This is a genomic window from Streptomyces sp. NPDC017246, from assembly GCF_044331325.1.
GTDB lineage: Bacteria > Actinomycetota > Actinomycetes > Streptomycetales > Streptomycetaceae > Streptomyces.
On sequence record NZ_JBIRMW010000011.1, the window covers coordinates 53,897 to 68,689 of the forward strand.

Below are 14,793 nucleotides of genomic sequence, written 5' to 3' on the forward strand. Positions count from 1 at the left end.
GTCCCATGGCACTCGACACGCCCTACCGGGCCATCTTCTGCGACCTCGTGAGCGACACGACCGTCGACATTCTGCCGCTGCGGGACGTCTCGTTCGAGGACTACATCGGCCGGGCCGGCTCCCTGTCCGGCACCGTCCCCATCCCCGACCGCGCCATCGCGGAACGGGCCCACAAGATCAAGCCGGGCCGCACCACGGTCTACCTGGAACGCGGCGGGGACCTGTGGTGGGGCGGCATCGTGTGGACCACCAACCTGCAGTCCAGCGACCGGGGCGTGGTGACCCTGGGCATCCAGGCCTCCACCTTCGACTCCTACGCGAGCCGACGGCGTATCCGTACGGACCAGTTCGAGACCCAGTTCAGCCAGCCGACCGACCAGTTCGTCATCGCCCGCAGCCTCTGGTCGCAGCTGTCGGAGGGCCTGGGCAGGAGCGGGATCGACATCGGTGACGAGACGGAGAAGTCCGACGTCCTGCGGACGGCCTCCTGGCGGTACGGCGACGAGACCGTCTACCAGGAGGCACTCGACCAGCTCGGCGCCCAGGAGAAGGGCTTCGAGTACCAGATCCTCGTCTACCGCAACCCGGACGACGGCGCGCGGATCCGCCAGCTCCGGCTCGGCTCGCCCAAGATCCGTACCGGCGCCACCGACATGATCTTCGACCGGCCCGGCACGATCCTGTCGTACTCCCTCCCGGACGACGCCACCCGCGGCGGGACCGTGGCCCTGGCCCGCGGCGCCTCGACCAACAGCAACGCCGGCACCGAGTCCAGGCCGACCCTGTCCAACCTCGCCACGCCGACGAAGCCGTTGCCGGACCTGTGGCCCCAGCTCGACCTGTCCTCGGACCACAACGAGATCGGCGACAAGACCACACTGAACTCCCTCGCCCAGGCCGCCGTCGACGAGGCGGCGGGCCATGTGGAGATCCCCGAGATCAGCATCCGGCTCGGCGGGATCGTCCCCCCGGCGCTCCTCGGCCGCACCGCCCGCATCCGCATCACCGACGAATGGCACCCGACGGGCCTCGACGCCCGCTACCGGATCGTCGGCGTCAAGGTCCGGCCGGCCGAGCGAGGCCGACCCGACACCGCCGAACTCGCACTTGAGGAGGCCTGATGGCCCTGCTGCCCGAGGACATCATCGACCGGCTGATCCAGATGGAGCGCCGGATCCAGGCCCTGTCCACAGCGGTCAACACCCGTCCGCCCCTCAACGAGATCCGGCCCGTCACGACCGCCTCGTCCCCCGCCACGACCAAGCCGGTCCTCCGGATCTTCGACGGCTACAACCACGAGGTCTTCGCGGACGACATCACGACCGGCGGCCTGGCCAGGCCGTGGCTGCAGCTGATGCCGCCGGTGGACCACCTGAAGGAAGCGAAGTGGCCGTCCACCACGAGCACGGCCTTCACCCCCATCGCCCAGTCCTTCAATCCGGTCTGGCAGCCCAAGATGCGGCTGGCGATGTACACGAAGGTGTCCAGCGGCGCGACCGGCCAGGTGAAGGTCATGGTCGACGGCCAGCAGTTCGGCCCGATCGTCACCGCCGGACAGACCTTCGACCACACCGGTCTGCTCCCGGTCGACCTGGCGACCAAGTTCGGCAAGGTGATGACCGTCGAGATCCACGCCATGGTCACCAGCGCGAGCGGCACGGTGTACGCCCAGCCCGTCAGCATGTACGGCACCCAGTCCTGACCGTCCGCCCGCCCACCGCGGCCGACACGGCCGACACGGCCGACGAGGAGCACACCATGAACATCGACCCCACCCAGCCCTGGGGCGTGGCCATCGACTACGCCGGCCGCGCCTCCGTCGCGGAGAACGGCCACACCCTCTCCGTACGCGTCTACGACAACGGTCTCGGATACACCCTGGAACGGGACCCGATCACCGGCCAGTACCCGTCGGTGCACGTCAGCGCGGAGTTCGCCCGGGCCGGCACGGGTGACGCCACCCTGCGCGGCTTCGGCCTGGTCGTCGTCGAGGCGAAGGACGGCGTCCCCGCCGTGGCCGACCCGACCGCCGTCCAGCGGGCCGTCACCGCCGCGCTCGCCGACTTCGAGACCCGCCGGGCGGCCTACGCCTCGCTCTGCGCCACCTGGGCCCCGGCCCCGGAGCCCGAGCCGGCACCGGAGCCCGCACCCGCCCCGTAAGCCCCGGTACCGAGGGCCCCGGTCCCCGGCGCCCCACCCGTACGCCCGCCCTCCGTGCGGGCCTTTTTCATGTCCGGAGGACACCAGATGGCCACTCCCCTCCCCGCGGACCGGCTCGTCGCCGCGCTCCGCGCCGAAGGCGTCACCGTCGTCGAACACCCCGGCTGGCGCTCCCACAACCGCAACCACACCGGCGCCTGGGGCCCGGTCACCGGCGTGATGATCCACCACACCGTGAGCAGCGGCACCGCCTCCTCCGTGGAGCTCTGCTTCAACGGCTACGACGGCCTGCCCGGCCCGCTCTGCCACGGCGTCATCGCCAAGGACGGCACCGTCCACCTCGTCGGCAACGGACGCGCCAACCACGCGGGCGGCGGCGACCCGTCCGTCCTCCAGGCCGTGATCACCGAGACGTACGGGGACCGGCCGCCGGCCCCGCGCGTCCACCAGGGCAGCCCCGGAGCCGTCGACGGGAACTCCCGCTTCTACGGCTTCGAGTGCGTCAACCTCGGCAACGGCGCCGACCCGTGGCCGGCCGAGCAGCTCGACGCGATCGAGCGGGTCTCCGCCGCCCTGTGCCGGGCCCACGGCTGGGGCGCCAAGTCCGTCATCGGCCACCTGGAGTGGTCCGACTGGAAGAGCGACCCCAAGGGCTTCGGCATGCCGACCCTCCGCGGGCGGGTCCAGACCCGACTCGGCAAGGCCCCCGCCAAGAACACCGCCGGCAGCGGCAAGCCCACCCCGCCCCGCCTCCAGCCGTTCCCGGGCACCTCGTTCTTCCGCAAGGAGACGAGCTCCCCGGTCGTCACGGCCATGGGCCGCCGGCTCGTCGCCGAGGGCTGCTCCGCCTACACCGTCGGCCCCAGCCCCCGCTGGGGCGAGGCCGACCGGCTCAGCTACGCGAAGTGGCAGCGCAAGCTCGGCTTCCGCGGCTCCGACGCCGACGGCATCCCCGGCGCCGCGTCCTGGAGCGCCCTGAAGGTCCCGTACACGAAGTAACCGCAAGGGCCCCGCTCCCCGGGGCCCGTACCCCCCCCGCAGGAAGGGAGAAGTTCCGATGTCCGATGCCGCCAAGCGCACGGCCCGCACCGTCCTCCAGTCCGCCGTCGGCATCGCCGTCGTGCTCCCCGCGATCGTCGACGCCTCCGGCCTCCCCGAGACCCTCCCCTGGGTCGCCGGGGCCCTGGCCGTCGCCGGCGGTCTCGCCCGGGTGATGGCCCTCGACGCGGTGCAGTATCTGCTGCCGTCCTGGCTGCGCAGCACCCCGCCCGAGGGCGGCGCCGATGACCGAGTCTGACCCGAACGACCCCGTGGCCGTCGCCCTCGAACTGGAACGGCTCCGCGGCACCCTGGAGGCCGGCTTCGCCCGGGTCGACGGCTCGCTCGCGCTGCTCGTGCAGCGCAGCGACCAGACCGACAAGCAGCTCGCCGACCACGAGGCCCGCCTCGACGCCCTGGAACGCGCCCGCTGGCCGCTGACCAGCATCGCCGCGCTGGCCGCCGGCGCCGGTGTGCTCGTCGCGGTCTGGGAGCTGGCCGCCCGCTAGCCGGCCGGGCACGCCGAAGGGCGGCCACCCCCACGGGGTGACCGCCCTTCGGTCAAGCGACTCGCTTACTGGTTGTACGGACCGTAGTCGTAGTCCTCCAGCGGAACGGCCTGGCCGGAGCCCGAGCCGAACGGCGAGTAGTCGATGTCGTCGTAGCCGACGGCCGAGTACATCGCGGCCTTGGCCTCTTCGGTCGGCTCGACCCGGATGTTGCGGTAGCGGGACAGACCCGTACCGGCCGGGATGAGCTTACCGATGATGACGTTCTCCTTGAGGCCGATGAGGCTGTCGGACTTGGCGTTGATCGCCGCATCCGTCAGGACTCGGGTCGTCTCCTGGAAGGAGGCGGCCGACAGCCAGGATTCCGTCGCCAGCGAGGCCTTGGTGATACCCATCAGCTGCGGACGGCCGGAGGCGGGGTGACCGCCCTCGGTGACCACACGACGGTTCTCGGTCTCGAACTTCGAGCGCTCGACGAGCTCGCCCGGCAGCAGCTCCGCGTCGCCGGACTCGATGATCGTCACACGGCGCAGCATCTGCCGGATGATGATCTCGATGTGCTTGTCGTGGATCGACACGCCCTGCGAGTTGTAGACCTTCTGGACCTCGGCGACCAGGTGGATCTGGACCGCGCGCTGACCGAGGATACGCAGCACGTCGTGCGGGTTGGTGGCACCCACGGTGAGCTTCTGGCCCACCTCGACGTGGTCGCCCTCGCCCACGAGCAGACGGGCACGCTTCGAGATCGGGAACGCCGTCTCGTCGGTGCCGTCGTCCGGGGTGACGACGAGCTTCTTGGTCTTCTCGGTCTCCTCGATACGGACGCGGCCGGCCGCCTCCGAGATCGGGGCGACACCCTTGGGCTGACGAGCCTCGAAGAGCTCGACGACACGGGGCAGACCCTGGGTGATGTCGTCACCGGCCACACCACCGGTGTGGAAGGTACGCATCGTCAGCTGGGTACCGGGCTCACCGATGGACTGGGCGGCGATGATGCCGACCGCCTCACCGATGTCGACCAGCTTGCCGGTGGCGAGCGAACGGCCGTAGCAGAACGCACAGGTACCGACGGCGGACTCACAGGTCAGGACCGAGCGGGTCTTGACCTCCTCCACGCCGGCGCCCACGAGGGCGTCGATGAGCACGTCACCCAGGTCGACGTTGGCCGGCGCGATGACCTTGCCGTCGACGACGACGTCCTCGGCGAGCATCCGCGCGTACACGGAGGTCTCGACGTCGTCCGTCTTGCGCAGCACGTTGTCGGCGCCGCGCTCGGCGATCCGCAGCTTCAGACCGCGCTCGGTGCCACAGTCCTCCTCGCGGATGATCACGTCCTGCGAGACGTCCACCAGACGACGGGTCAGGTAACCCGAGTCGGCGGTACGCAGGGCGGTGTCCGCCAGACCCTTACGGGCACCGTGCGTGGAGATGAAGTACTCCAGAACGGTGAGGCCCTCACGGAAGGACGCCTTGATGGGACGCGGAATCGTCTCGTTCTTGGCGTTCGACACCAGACCACGCATACCGGCGATCTGACGCATCTGCATCATGTTTCCTCGGGCACCCGAGTCGACCATCATGAAGATGGGGTTCGTCTTCGGGAAGTTCGCGTTCATCGCCTCGGCAACCTCGTTGGTCGCCTTGGTCCAGATCGCGATGAGCTCCTGAGTGCGCTCTTCCTTCGTGATGAGACCGCGCTCGTACTGCTTCTGGACCTTCTCGTCCTGCTCCTCGTAGCCCTTGACGATGGCCTTCTTGGCCTCGGGCACGACGACGTCGGAGATGGCCACGGTGACACCGGAACGGGTCGCCCAGTAGAAGCCCGCCGCCTTCAGGTTGTCGAGCGTCGCCGCCACGATGACCTTGGGGTAGCGCTCGGCGAGGTCGTTGACGATCTCGGAGAGCTGCTTCTTGCCGACGGAGTAGTCGACGAACGGGTAGTCCTCGGGCAGCAGCTCGTTGAAGAGCGCGCGGCCCAGCGAGGTGCGCAGGCGGAACGAGTCACCCTGCTGCCACTCCGGCTCGCCCTCCTCGGTGACCGGGGGAACCCAGCCACGGGGAGCGACGGTGCCGACGGGGAAGCGGATGTCGATCTGCGACTGCAGCGCGAGCTCGCCGGCGTCGAACGCCATGACCGCCTCGGCCGTGGAGCCGAACGCACGGCCCTCGCCCTTGGTGTCACGGAGCTCACCGTCGGTGGTCAGGAAGAACAGACCGAGGACCATGTCCTGGGTCGGCATCGTGACCGGACGGCCGTCGGCGGGCTTCAGGATGTTGTTCGAGGACAGCATCAGGATGCGGGCCTCGGCCTGCGCCTCCGCGGAGAGCGGCAGGTGCACGGCCATCTGGTCACCGTCGAAGTCCGCGTTGAACGCGGTGCAGACGAGCGGGTGGATCTGGATGGCCTTGCCCTCGACCAGCTGGGGCTCGAAGGCCTGGATGCCGAGGCGGTGCAGCGTGGGCGCACGGTTCAGCAGAACCGGGTGCTCGGCGATGACCTCTTCGAGGACGTCGTACACGACCGTGCGGCCGCGCTCGACCATCCGCTTGGCGCTCTTGATGTTCTGCGCGTGGTTCAGGTCGACCAGGCGCTTCATCACGAACGGCTTGAAGAGCTCCAGCGCCATGGCCTTGGGCAGACCGCACTGGTGCAGCTTCAGCTGCGGACCGACGACGATGACGGAACGCGCGGAGTAGTCCACACGCTTGCCGAGCAGGTTCTGACGGAAACGACCCTGCTTGCCCTTCAGCATGTCGCTGAGGGACTTCAGCGGACGGTTGCCGGGGCCCGTGACCGGGCGACCACGACGGCCGTTGTCGAAGAGGGCGTCGACCGCCTCCTGGAGCATCCGCTTCTCGTTGTTCACGATGATCTCGGGGGCACCGAGGTCGAGCAGACGCTTCAGACGGTTGTTGCGGTTGATCACGCGGCGGTACAGGTCGTTCAGGTCGGAGGTCGCGAAGCGGCCACCGTCCAGCTGCACCATCGGACGCAGGTCCGGCGGGATGACCGGCACGCAGTCGAGAACCATGCCCTTGGGGCTGTTCGCGGTCTGCAGGAACGCGGAGACGACCTTGAGGCGCTTGAGCGCACGGGTCTTCTTCTGGCCCTTGCCGGTACGGATGATCTCGCGGAGGCGCTCGGCCTCCTCGTCCAGGTCGAAGGACTCCAGGCGCTTCTGCAGCGCCGCGGCACCCATCGAACCGTCGAAGTACGTGCCGAAGCGGTCACGCAGCTCGCGGTAGAGGAGCTCGTCGCCCTCGAGGTCCTGGACCTTGAGGTTCTTGAAGCGCGACCAGACCTCGTCCAGACGGTCGATCTCGCGCTGCGCACGGTCGCGCAGCTGCTTCATCTCGCGCTCGGCACCCTCGCGCACCTTGCGGCGCACGTCGGCCTTGGCGCCCTCGGCCTCGAGCTCGCCGAGGTCGTTCTCGAGCTTCTTGGCGCGGGCCTCCAGGTCGGAGTCGCGACGGTTCTCGATCTGCTGACGCTCGACGGAGACGTGCGCCTCCAGCGAGGGCAGGTCACGCGTACGACGCTCGTCGTCGACGTACGTGATCATGTACGCCGCGAAGTAGATGACCTTCTCGAGGTCCTTCGGGGCGAGGTCGAGCAGGTAGCCAAGGCGCGACGGGACGCCCTTGAAGTACCAGATGTGGGTGACGGGAGCGGCGAGCTCGATGTGGCCCATCCGCTCACGGCGCACCTTCGCGCGGGTGACCTCGACGCCACACCGCTCACAGATGATGCCCTTGAAGCGGACACGCTTGTACTTGCCGCAGTAGCACTCCCAGTCCCGGGTCGGACCGAAGATCTTCTCGCAGAAGAGTCCGTCCTTCTCGGGCTTGAGCGTGCGGTAGTTGATGGTCTCCGGCTTCTTGACCTCGCCGTGGCTCCACTGACGGATGTCGTCAGCGGTGGCCAGACCGATCCGGAGCTCGTCGAAGAAGTTGACGTCGAGCACTATGCGTCAATCCCTCTCAGGGTTGTAAGGCTTGGGGTCTGATTCGGGGGTCCTGGGGCCGGCCGGGGACTCAGCGGTGAAACGCCGAGTCCCCGACCGAACTCCCGTCAGACCTCTTCGACGCTGCTCGGCTCGCGCCGGGACAGGTCGATGCCGAGCTCCTCCGCTGCGCGGAAGACGTCCTCGTCGGTGTCGCGCATCTCGATGGACATGCCGTCCGAGGACAGCACCTCCACGTTGAGGCACAGGGACTGCATCTCCTTGATGAGCACCTTGAAGGACTCGGGGATGCCGGGCTCAGGGATGTTCTCGCCCTTGACGATGGCCTCGTAGACCTTCACGCGGCCGGTCACGTCGTCGGACTTGATCGTCAGCAGCTCCTGGAGGGCGTACGCGGCGCCGTATGCCTCCAGCGCCCACACCTCCATCTCACCGAAGCGCTGGCCACCGAACTGGGCCTTACCACCCAGCGGCTGCTGGGTGATCATCGAGTACGGGCCGGTCGACCGAGCGTGCAGCTTGTCGTCGACCAGGTGGTGGAGCTTGAGGATGTACATGTAGCCGACCGAGACCGGCTCCGGGAACGGCTCGCCGGAGCGGCCGTCGAACAGCCTCGCCTTACCGGTCGGGAGCACCATGCGCTCGCCGTCGCGGTTCGGGATGGTGTGGTTCAGCAGACCCGCGAGCTCGTCCTCACGCGCACCGTCGAAGACCGGGGTGGCGACGTTGGTGCCGGGGGCGACCTTGTCGGCGCCGATCACCTGGAGGCGCTGCGCCCACTCGTCCGCGAGGCCGGAGACGTCCCAGCCGCGGCTGGCGAGCCAGCCGAGGTGGATCTCCAGGACCTGTCCCGGGTTCATTCGGGACGGGACACCCAGCGGGTTGAGGATGATGTCGACCGGGGTGCCGTCCTCGAGGAAGGGCATGTCCTCGATCGGAAGGATCTTGGAGATGACACCCTTGTTGCCGTGACGGCCGGCGAGCTTGTCACCATCGGTGATCTTGCGCTTCTGGGCGACGTAGACGCGGACCAGCTGGTTCACGCCCGGGGGAAGCTCGTCGCCCTCCTCGCGGTCGAAGACGCGGACGCCGATGATCTTGCCGATCTCGCCGTGCGGCACCTTCAGCGAGGTGTCACGGACCTCACGGGCCTTCTCACCGAAGATCGCGCGGAGCAGACGCTCCTCCGGGGTCAGCTCGGTCTCACCCTTGGGCGTGACCTTGCCGACGAGGATGTCGCCGGCGACGACCTCGGCACCGATACGGATGATGCCGCGCTCGTCGAGGTCCGCGAGGACCTCCTCGGAGACGTTCGGGATGTCCCGGGTGATCTCCTCCGGGCCGAGCTTGGTGTCACGGGCGTCGACCTCGTGCTCCTCGATGTGGATCGAGGAGAGGACGTCGTCCTGCACGAGGCGCTGCGACAGGATGATCGCGTCCTCGTAGTTGTGACCCTCCCACGGCATGAACGCGACCAGCAGGTTCTTGCCGAGCGCCATCTCGCCGTCTTCGGTGGCGGGACCGTCGGCGAGGACCTGGCCCTCGATCACCCGGTCGCCCTCGTCGACGACGACCTTCTGGTTGACCGAGGTGCCCTGGTTGGAGCGCGAGAACTTGTGCAGGCGGTACGTGATGTACGTGCCGTCGTCGTTGGCGACCGTGACGTAGTCGGCCGACAGCTCCTGGACGACACCGTCCTTCTCGGCCTTGAGCACGTCGCCGGCGTCGGTGGCGCAGCGGTACTCCATGCCGGTGCCGACGAGCGGGGCCTCGGACTTGATCAGCGGCACCGCCTGACGCATCATGTTCGCGCCCATGAGGGCACGGTTGGCGTCGTCGTGCTCGAGGAACGGGATCATGGCGGTCGCGACCGACACCATCTGGCGCGGCGAGACGTCCATGTAGTCCACGTCCGACGGCTCGACGTAGTCGACCTCGCCGCCACGCTTACGCACCAGGACGCGGTTCTCGGTGAGCCGCAGCTCGTCGTCGAGCGCGGCGTTGGCCTGCGCGATGACGAAGCGGTCCTCCTCGTCGGCGGTGACGTAGTCGACGTCGTCGGTGACCGTGCCGTCGATGACCTTGCGGTACGGCGTCTCGATGAAGCCGAACGCGTTGACGCGGCCGTACGAGGCGAGCGAACCGATCAGACCGATGTTCGGGCCTTCGGGGGTCTCGATCGGGCACATGCGTCCGTAGTGGGACGGGTGCACGTCTCGGACCTCGAAGCCGGCCCGCTCACGGGACAGACCACCAGGGCCCAGCGCCGAGAGACGACGCTTGTGCGTCAGACCCGACAGCGGGTTGTTCTGGTCCATGAACTGGGACAGCTGGCTGGTGCCGAAGAACTCCTTGATGGAGGCGACGACCGGCCGGATGTTGATCAGGGTCTGCGGCGTGATCGCCTCGACGTCCTGGGTGGTCATGCGCTCACGCACGACGCGCTCCATACGAGCCAGACCCGTGCGGACCTGGTTCTGGATGAGCTCGCCGACGTTGCGCAGACGACGGTTGCCGAAGTGGTCGATGTCGTCGGTCTCGACGACGATCTCGTTGCCGTTCTCGCCGATCGTCTCGGTCTCGCCCGCGTGGAGCTTGACCAGGTACTTGATCGTGGCGATGACGTCGTCGGTGGTGAGCACGCCGGCGTCCAGCGGCTCGTCGGCGCCGAGCTTCTTGTTCACCTTGTAGCGGCCGACCTTCGCGAGGTCGTAGCGCTTCGGGTTGAAGTAGAGGTTCTCGAGCAGCGTCTGAGCGGCCTCACGGGTCGGCGGCTCGCCCGGACGCAGCTTGCGGTAGATGTCGAGCAGCGCGTCGTCCTGGCCCTGGGTGTGGTCCTTCTCCAGGGTGGCGCGCATGGACTCGTACTCGCCGAACTCCTGGAGGATCTGCTCGGTGGTCCAGCCGAGAGCCTTGAGGAGGACGGTGACGGACTGCTTGCGCTTGCGGTCGATGCGGACACCGACCAGGTCGCGCTTGTCGATCTCCATCTCCAGCCAGGCACCCCGGGACGGGATGATCTTGGCGGAGAAGATGTCCTTGTCGGACGTCTTGTCGATCGAGGAGTCGAAGTAGACGCCCGGCGAACGGACCAGCTGCGACACCACGACACGCTCGGTGCCGTTGATGACGAAGGTGCCCTTGTTCGTCATGAGCGGGAAATCGCCCATGAAGACCGTCTGGGACTTGATCTCACCGGTCTCGTTGTTGGTGAACTCGGCGGTGACGAAGAGCGGGGCACCGTAGGTGAAGTCACGGTCCTTGCACTCGTCGATCGAGTTCTTCGGCGGCTCGAAGCGGTGGTCGCGGAAGGTCAGCGACATCGACCCGGAGAAGTCCTCGATCGGGGAGATCTCCTCGAAGATCTCCTCCAGACCGGACTTCCTGGGGACGTCCTGTCCCGACTCGAGAGCAGCCTCGACGCGAGCCTTCCAGGCGGCGTTGCCGAGCAGCCAGTCGAAGCTCTCGGTCTGCAGCGCGAGGAGGTTCGGAACCTCGAGGGGCTCCCGGATCTTTGCAAAGGAGATGCGCAGCGGGGCAGTGCTTGCGCCGTTGTTCGTATTGGTCGAGGCGTTGCGCGAGGCGGCCAAGAGGGGGTCCTTCCGAGGGCTCGGACTCACTACGCGCGTACCGGTCCCCTGCAGCGCTTCACGGCAGACTTTTCCTGAGACGGCCGAAAGGCCAGATCAGACGGGGTCGGTCCACGAAGCGGATGCGAAGGTATGCCCCTGGTGACGGGCAGGGGGCAGCTAACAGGCAGCGCAAAGGGTCAGTGTAGCCACTTGGCTCACTGATGTCCAGGGCGAATAATTCGCGACCCTCGTTGCTCTCAACTCCGCGGTACCTCGCGCCGTGTGGCGCACCTCGATACTGCCCGTTCAGTCGTCGATCCATGCCTCGGAAACGGATCGTTGTGACGACGCGTCCTGAGAATTGCGCGCTGCGTGCGGTTCGTCAAGGCCCCCCGGTCTGCGGGGCGCACGGCGAAGATCACCATACTCCGCTTCCGACGGCCCACGAGGCCCCCGCCACGCCCTTCCCGGGAACGCCGAAAGGCGACCACCCACAAGGGTGATCGCCTTTCGGTGCCCTCGCGTTACACGGGGGCGGGAGTCAGCTTCAGCGACTCGAAACGGTCTTACTTGACCGTGACGGAGGCGCCGGCGGCCTTGAGGGACTCGGCAGCCTTCTCGGCGGCCTCCTTCGCGACCTTCTCGAGGACCGGCTTCGGGGTGCCGTCGACGAGGTCCTTGGCCTCCTTGAGGCCCAGGGAGGTGAGCTCGCGCACGACCTTGATGACCTGGATCTTCTTGTCGCCGGCACCCTCGAGGATGACGTCGAACTCGTCCTGCTCGGCCTCGGCCTCGGCGGCGACCGGGGCACCCGGGCCGGCAACGGCGACGGCCGCGGCGGCGGTGACGTCGAACTTGTCCTCGAACGCCTTCACGAACTCGGAGAGCTCGATGAGGGTCATCTCCTCGAACTGGGCGAGGAGGTCGTCCTGAGAGAGCTTCGCCATGATGGGCGATCCTTCCACTAATTCGGCAAGTGCCGGATGTATAGAGAGGCGGGCGTTACGGCCCGCTACGACCTGGGCCTAGGCGGCACAGATCATGACGCGAGCCGAATTACTCGGCACCGCCCTCGGCGAGCTTGACGCGAAGCGCCTCCGCGGTGCGGACGAACTTCGACGGCAGCGCCTGGAAGAGCGAGGCAGCCTGAGACTGCTTGCCCTTGAACGCGCCGGCCAGCTTGCTGAGCAGAACCTCGCGGGACTCGAGGTCCGCGAGCTTCTTGATCTCATCGGCGGAGAGCGCCTTACCATCAAGGACACCGCCCTTGATGATGAGGTTCGGGTTGTCCTTGGCGAAGTCACGCAGGCTCTTCGCCGACTCCACCGGGTCACCGGTGATGAAGGCGACCGCGGTCGGACCAGCGAAGTGCTCGTCCAGCGCGGTGATCCCGGCCTGGTTGGCCGCAATCTTGGTCAGCGTGTTCTTCACCACGGCGTACTGGGCGTTCTCACCGAGCGAACGACGCAGCGTCTTCAGCTGCGCAACGGTGAGACCCCGGTACTCGGTCAGCACGGCGGCGTTCGAGCTGCGGAACTGGTCCTCAAGCTCGGCTACCGCGGCAGCCTTGTCGGGCCTTGCCATAGAGCGTCGGCCTCCTTCCGGGTGATGAGGACCGCTCAGAAGGGGCTGACAAAACAAAACGCCCCGGCGCAGGCGCTCGGGGCTCAGCTCAACCGCATCACGAGGATCCGGGAACTCATCCACAATCACCTGCGCGGGTCGTTCGCGTCTCAGCGAATCCTTCGGCCACCACACCTTGACGGCGCAGTGACGACCAGCGGTCTTTGGCTTCTTCGGAAGAGTACGCGACCGGGTCGGCCCGGGGCAAATCAGCCCTGACCGAGGCCCGCGCCGAGGTTCTTCAGCAGCTCCATGAAGCCGAAGGTGTCCTCGGCGGGCGGTGCCTGGACTGCGGCCTCGGAGCCGTACGCGCTGTAGTCGGTGGTGAGCGTCGTCGGCGCCCCGCCGGCCGTCGTCCTGACGATCATCCGCGCCGGATAGCCGTCCGCGCCGATCCAGACCTCCACCCGCCTGCCGCCGGAGAGCTCGCCCGCGTACCGCTCTCCCCCGGCCCCGCCGCCCTTCACCGGGCCGAGGTGCTTCACCTCCGACGAACCGGCGAGGAGGCCGAGCTCCTGGGCCGGGTCCCGGTTCACGCCGCTCAGACCGGCGGTCAGCTGCGTCACCAGCTCGTCGCCGCCGAGGGCGCCCTCGGCCTCTACCTTCATCCAGCGCTTGCCGCCCGTCCGCGCGGCCTGCTCGGCGCCCACGTCCATGTAGGTGACCCCGTCGGCCGTGAGCATGCGGGTCTCGGCGGGGGCGCCGGGGATGCCGGCCAGGTACGTCGAATCGGTGACCTTCAGGTCCGCGACGGAGGGACTCCATCCCTGGACACCGGTGAAGGTGCTGCTGCCGCCCTGGGCACCGCCCACGACGACGCGCATCTCCACCTTGGCGCTCTTGGCCTCCGCGGTCCTGGTGTACGCGGCCCGGACGGCCTTCGCGGCCTCCTCACGGCTCTGCGTGGCCGGCCCGGCGGACGCCCCCGACGTCTTCGTACCGCCGTCGCCGTCCTGGCACCCCGCGAGTCCCGTCACGACGACCGCGGCCGCCAGGGCGACCCCCACGCGCTTCCATGCGGAGCTGTTCATGCCCGTTCCCCACCTTTTGATCAACGTCGTACGGTCTCTCGGACCGTAACAAGAAACCGGCCCCGCACCTCCGAAGAGGTGCGGGGCCGGTTGACCACTCAGCGAGCCTGTGGGGCTCAGACCGCGGCCGGGTCCTCCTCGACGAGGAGGTTGCGGGTGCGGTTGGAGTCCAGCGGGATGCCGGGGCCCATCGTCGTCGTGAGGGTCGCCTTCTTGATGTAGCGACCCTTGGCGGCGGACGGCTTCAGACGGAGGATCTCCTCGAGCGCCGCGGCGTAGTTCTCGACCAGCTTCGTGTCATCGAAAGAGACCTTGCCGATGATGAAGTGCAGGTTCGAGTGCTTGTCGACGCGGAACTCGATCTTGCCGCCCTTGATCTCGTTGACAGCCTTGGCGACATCGGGGGTGACGGTGCCGACCTTGGGGTTCGGCATGAGACCACGCGGGCCGAGGACGCGGCCGAGGCGGCCGACCTTGCCCATGAGGTCCGGGGTGGCCACAACGGCGTCGAACTCGTTCAGGCGGTTGCCCTTGGAGATCTCGTCGATGAGCTCGTCGGAACCGACGATGTCGGCGCCGGCGGCAATCGCGGCCTCGGCACGGTCACCGGTCGCGAAGACCAGGACCCGGGCGGTCTTGCCGGTGCCGTGCGGGAGGTTCACGGTGCCGCGGACCATCTGGTCGGCCTTGCGCGGGTCGACACCCAGGCGGAAGGCGACCTCGACGGTGCCGTCGAACTTCGTGCTGGAGGTGTCCTTGGCGAGACGGACGGCCTCGAGAGGAGCGTAGAGCTTCTCGCTGTCGATCTTGGCGTCCGCTGCGCGGAGGGTCTTGCTGCGCTTCACTGCTTCTCCTGTTGGTTCAGGTGTGGAGTCGTGGTGCGGGCCGGCGCTGG

At 68.1% G+C, this 14,793-nt stretch carries 12 protein-coding genes; 6 read left to right on the plus strand and 6 right to left on the minus strand.

Features of this window, described 5'->3' with window-relative positions:
* The first annotated feature begins 5 nt into the window (after positions 1 to 5).
* From ACH4MY_RS24640 to ACH4MY_RS24665, 6 genes are all read left to right on the plus strand, one after another.
* The gene (locus tag ACH4MY_RS24640; protein ID WP_398005876.1) at positions 6 to 1,121 is read left to right on the plus strand and encodes a hypothetical protein; all 1,116 of its coding nucleotides are present in this window, start codon (positions 6 to 8) and stop codon (positions 1,119 to 1,121) included.
* On the plus strand, positions 1,121 to 1,702 hold the full coding sequence (locus ACH4MY_RS24645; RefSeq protein ID WP_398005877.1) for a hypothetical protein: 582 nt from the start codon (positions 1,121 to 1,123) through the stop codon (positions 1,700 to 1,702). Before ACH4MY_RS24640 ends, ACH4MY_RS24645 begins: the two co-directional genes overlap by 1 nt.
* 56 nt (positions 1,703 to 1,758) lie before the next feature.
* Complete coding sequence (locus ACH4MY_RS24650) at positions 1,759 to 2,160, plus strand: ATP-binding protein (RefSeq protein WP_398005878.1); 402 nt, start codon at positions 1,759 to 1,761, stop codon at positions 2,158 to 2,160.
* Positions 2,161 to 2,247: 87 nt separating this feature from the next.
* Positions 2,248 to 3,159: a peptidoglycan-binding protein gene (locus ACH4MY_RS24655; RefSeq protein ID WP_398005879.1), complete on the plus strand. Its 912-nt coding sequence runs from the start codon at positions 2,248 to 2,250 to the stop codon at positions 3,157 to 3,159.
* 58 nt (positions 3,160 to 3,217) lie between these two features.
* A complete protein-coding gene (locus ACH4MY_RS24660) occupies positions 3,218 to 3,457 on the plus strand; it encodes a hypothetical protein (protein ID WP_398005880.1) in 240 nt (79 codons plus the stop codon).
* Entirely contained in the window at positions 3,444 to 3,707 is a 264-nt protein-coding gene (locus ACH4MY_RS24665) for a hypothetical protein (RefSeq protein ID WP_398005881.1), read from the plus strand. The genes ACH4MY_RS24660 and ACH4MY_RS24665 overlap by 14 nt, the downstream gene beginning before the upstream one ends.
* A 65-nt stretch (positions 3,708 to 3,772) precedes the next feature.
* On the opposite strand, the gene ACH4MY_RS24670 is transcribed toward ACH4MY_RS24665, so the two are convergent.
* The 6 genes from ACH4MY_RS24670 to rplA all read right to left on the minus strand — a co-directional run bounded on the left by ACH4MY_RS24670 (position 3,773) and on the right by rplA (position 14,743).
* Entirely contained in the window at positions 3,773 to 7,672 is a 3,900-nt protein-coding gene (locus tag ACH4MY_RS24670; RefSeq protein ID WP_398005882.1) for a DNA-directed RNA polymerase subunit beta', read from the minus strand.
* A 107-nt stretch (positions 7,673 to 7,779) separates the two neighbouring features.
* Positions 7,780 to 11,262: a DNA-directed RNA polymerase subunit beta gene (gene rpoB, locus ACH4MY_RS24675; protein ID WP_187623331.1), complete on the minus strand. Its 3,483-nt coding sequence runs from the start codon at positions 11,260 to 11,262 to the stop codon at positions 7,780 to 7,782.
* Between the two features lie 548 nt (positions 11,263 to 11,810).
* Entirely contained in the window at positions 11,811 to 12,191 is a 381-nt protein-coding gene (rplL, locus tag ACH4MY_RS24680; RefSeq protein ID WP_266895362.1) for a 50S ribosomal protein L7/L12, read from the minus strand.
* Between the two features lie 109 nt (positions 12,192 to 12,300).
* A complete protein-coding gene (gene rplJ / locus ACH4MY_RS24685) occupies positions 12,301 to 12,828 on the minus strand; it encodes a 50S ribosomal protein L10 (protein ID WP_189831652.1) in 528 nt (175 codons plus the stop codon).
* A gap of 248 nt (positions 12,829 to 13,076) precedes the next feature.
* On the minus strand, positions 13,077 to 13,898 hold the full coding sequence (locus ACH4MY_RS24690) for a hypothetical protein (protein ID WP_398005883.1): 822 nt from the start codon (positions 13,896 to 13,898) through the stop codon (positions 13,077 to 13,079).
* Positions 13,899 to 14,014: 116 nt separating this feature from the next.
* On the minus strand, positions 14,015 to 14,743 hold the full coding sequence (gene rplA, locus ACH4MY_RS24695; RefSeq protein WP_398005884.1) for a 50S ribosomal protein L1: 729 nt from the start codon (positions 14,741 to 14,743) through the stop codon (positions 14,015 to 14,017).
* Positions 14,744 to 14,793 lie beyond the last annotated feature (50 nt).

What these genes read in the sequence shown, in the direction of transcription:
- rplL (WP_266895362.1), bottom strand. Translation starts at nt 12,191, where the DNA reads ATGGCGAAGCTCTCTCAGGACGACCTCCTCGCCCAGTTCGAGGAGATG.
- ACH4MY_RS24690 (WP_398005883.1), bottom strand. Translation starts at nt 13,898, where the DNA reads ATGAACAGCTCCGCATGGAAGCGCGTGGGGGTCGCCCTGGCGGCCGCG.
- ACH4MY_RS24655 (WP_398005879.1), top strand. Translation starts at nt 2,248, where the DNA reads ATGGCCACTCCCCTCCCCGCGGACCGGCTCGTCGCCGCGCTCCGCGCC.
- ACH4MY_RS24660 (WP_398005880.1), top strand. Translation starts at nt 3,218, where the DNA reads ATGTCCGATGCCGCCAAGCGCACGGCCCGCACCGTCCTCCAGTCCGCC.
- ACH4MY_RS24640 (WP_398005876.1), top strand. Translation starts at nt 6, where the DNA reads ATGGCACTCGACACGCCCTACCGGGCCATCTTCTGCGACCTCGTGAGC.
- ACH4MY_RS24645 (WP_398005877.1), top strand. Translation starts at nt 1,121, where the DNA reads ATGGCCCTGCTGCCCGAGGACATCATCGACCGGCTGATCCAGATGGAG.
- ACH4MY_RS24650 (WP_398005878.1), top strand. Translation starts at nt 1,759, where the DNA reads ATGAACATCGACCCCACCCAGCCCTGGGGCGTGGCCATCGACTACGCC.
- ACH4MY_RS24665 (WP_398005881.1), top strand. Translation starts at nt 3,444, where the DNA reads ATGACCGAGTCTGACCCGAACGACCCCGTGGCCGTCGCCCTCGAACTG.
- rplJ (WP_189831652.1), bottom strand. Translation starts at nt 12,828, where the DNA reads ATGGCAAGGCCCGACAAGGCTGCCGCGGTAGCCGAGCTTGAGGACCAG.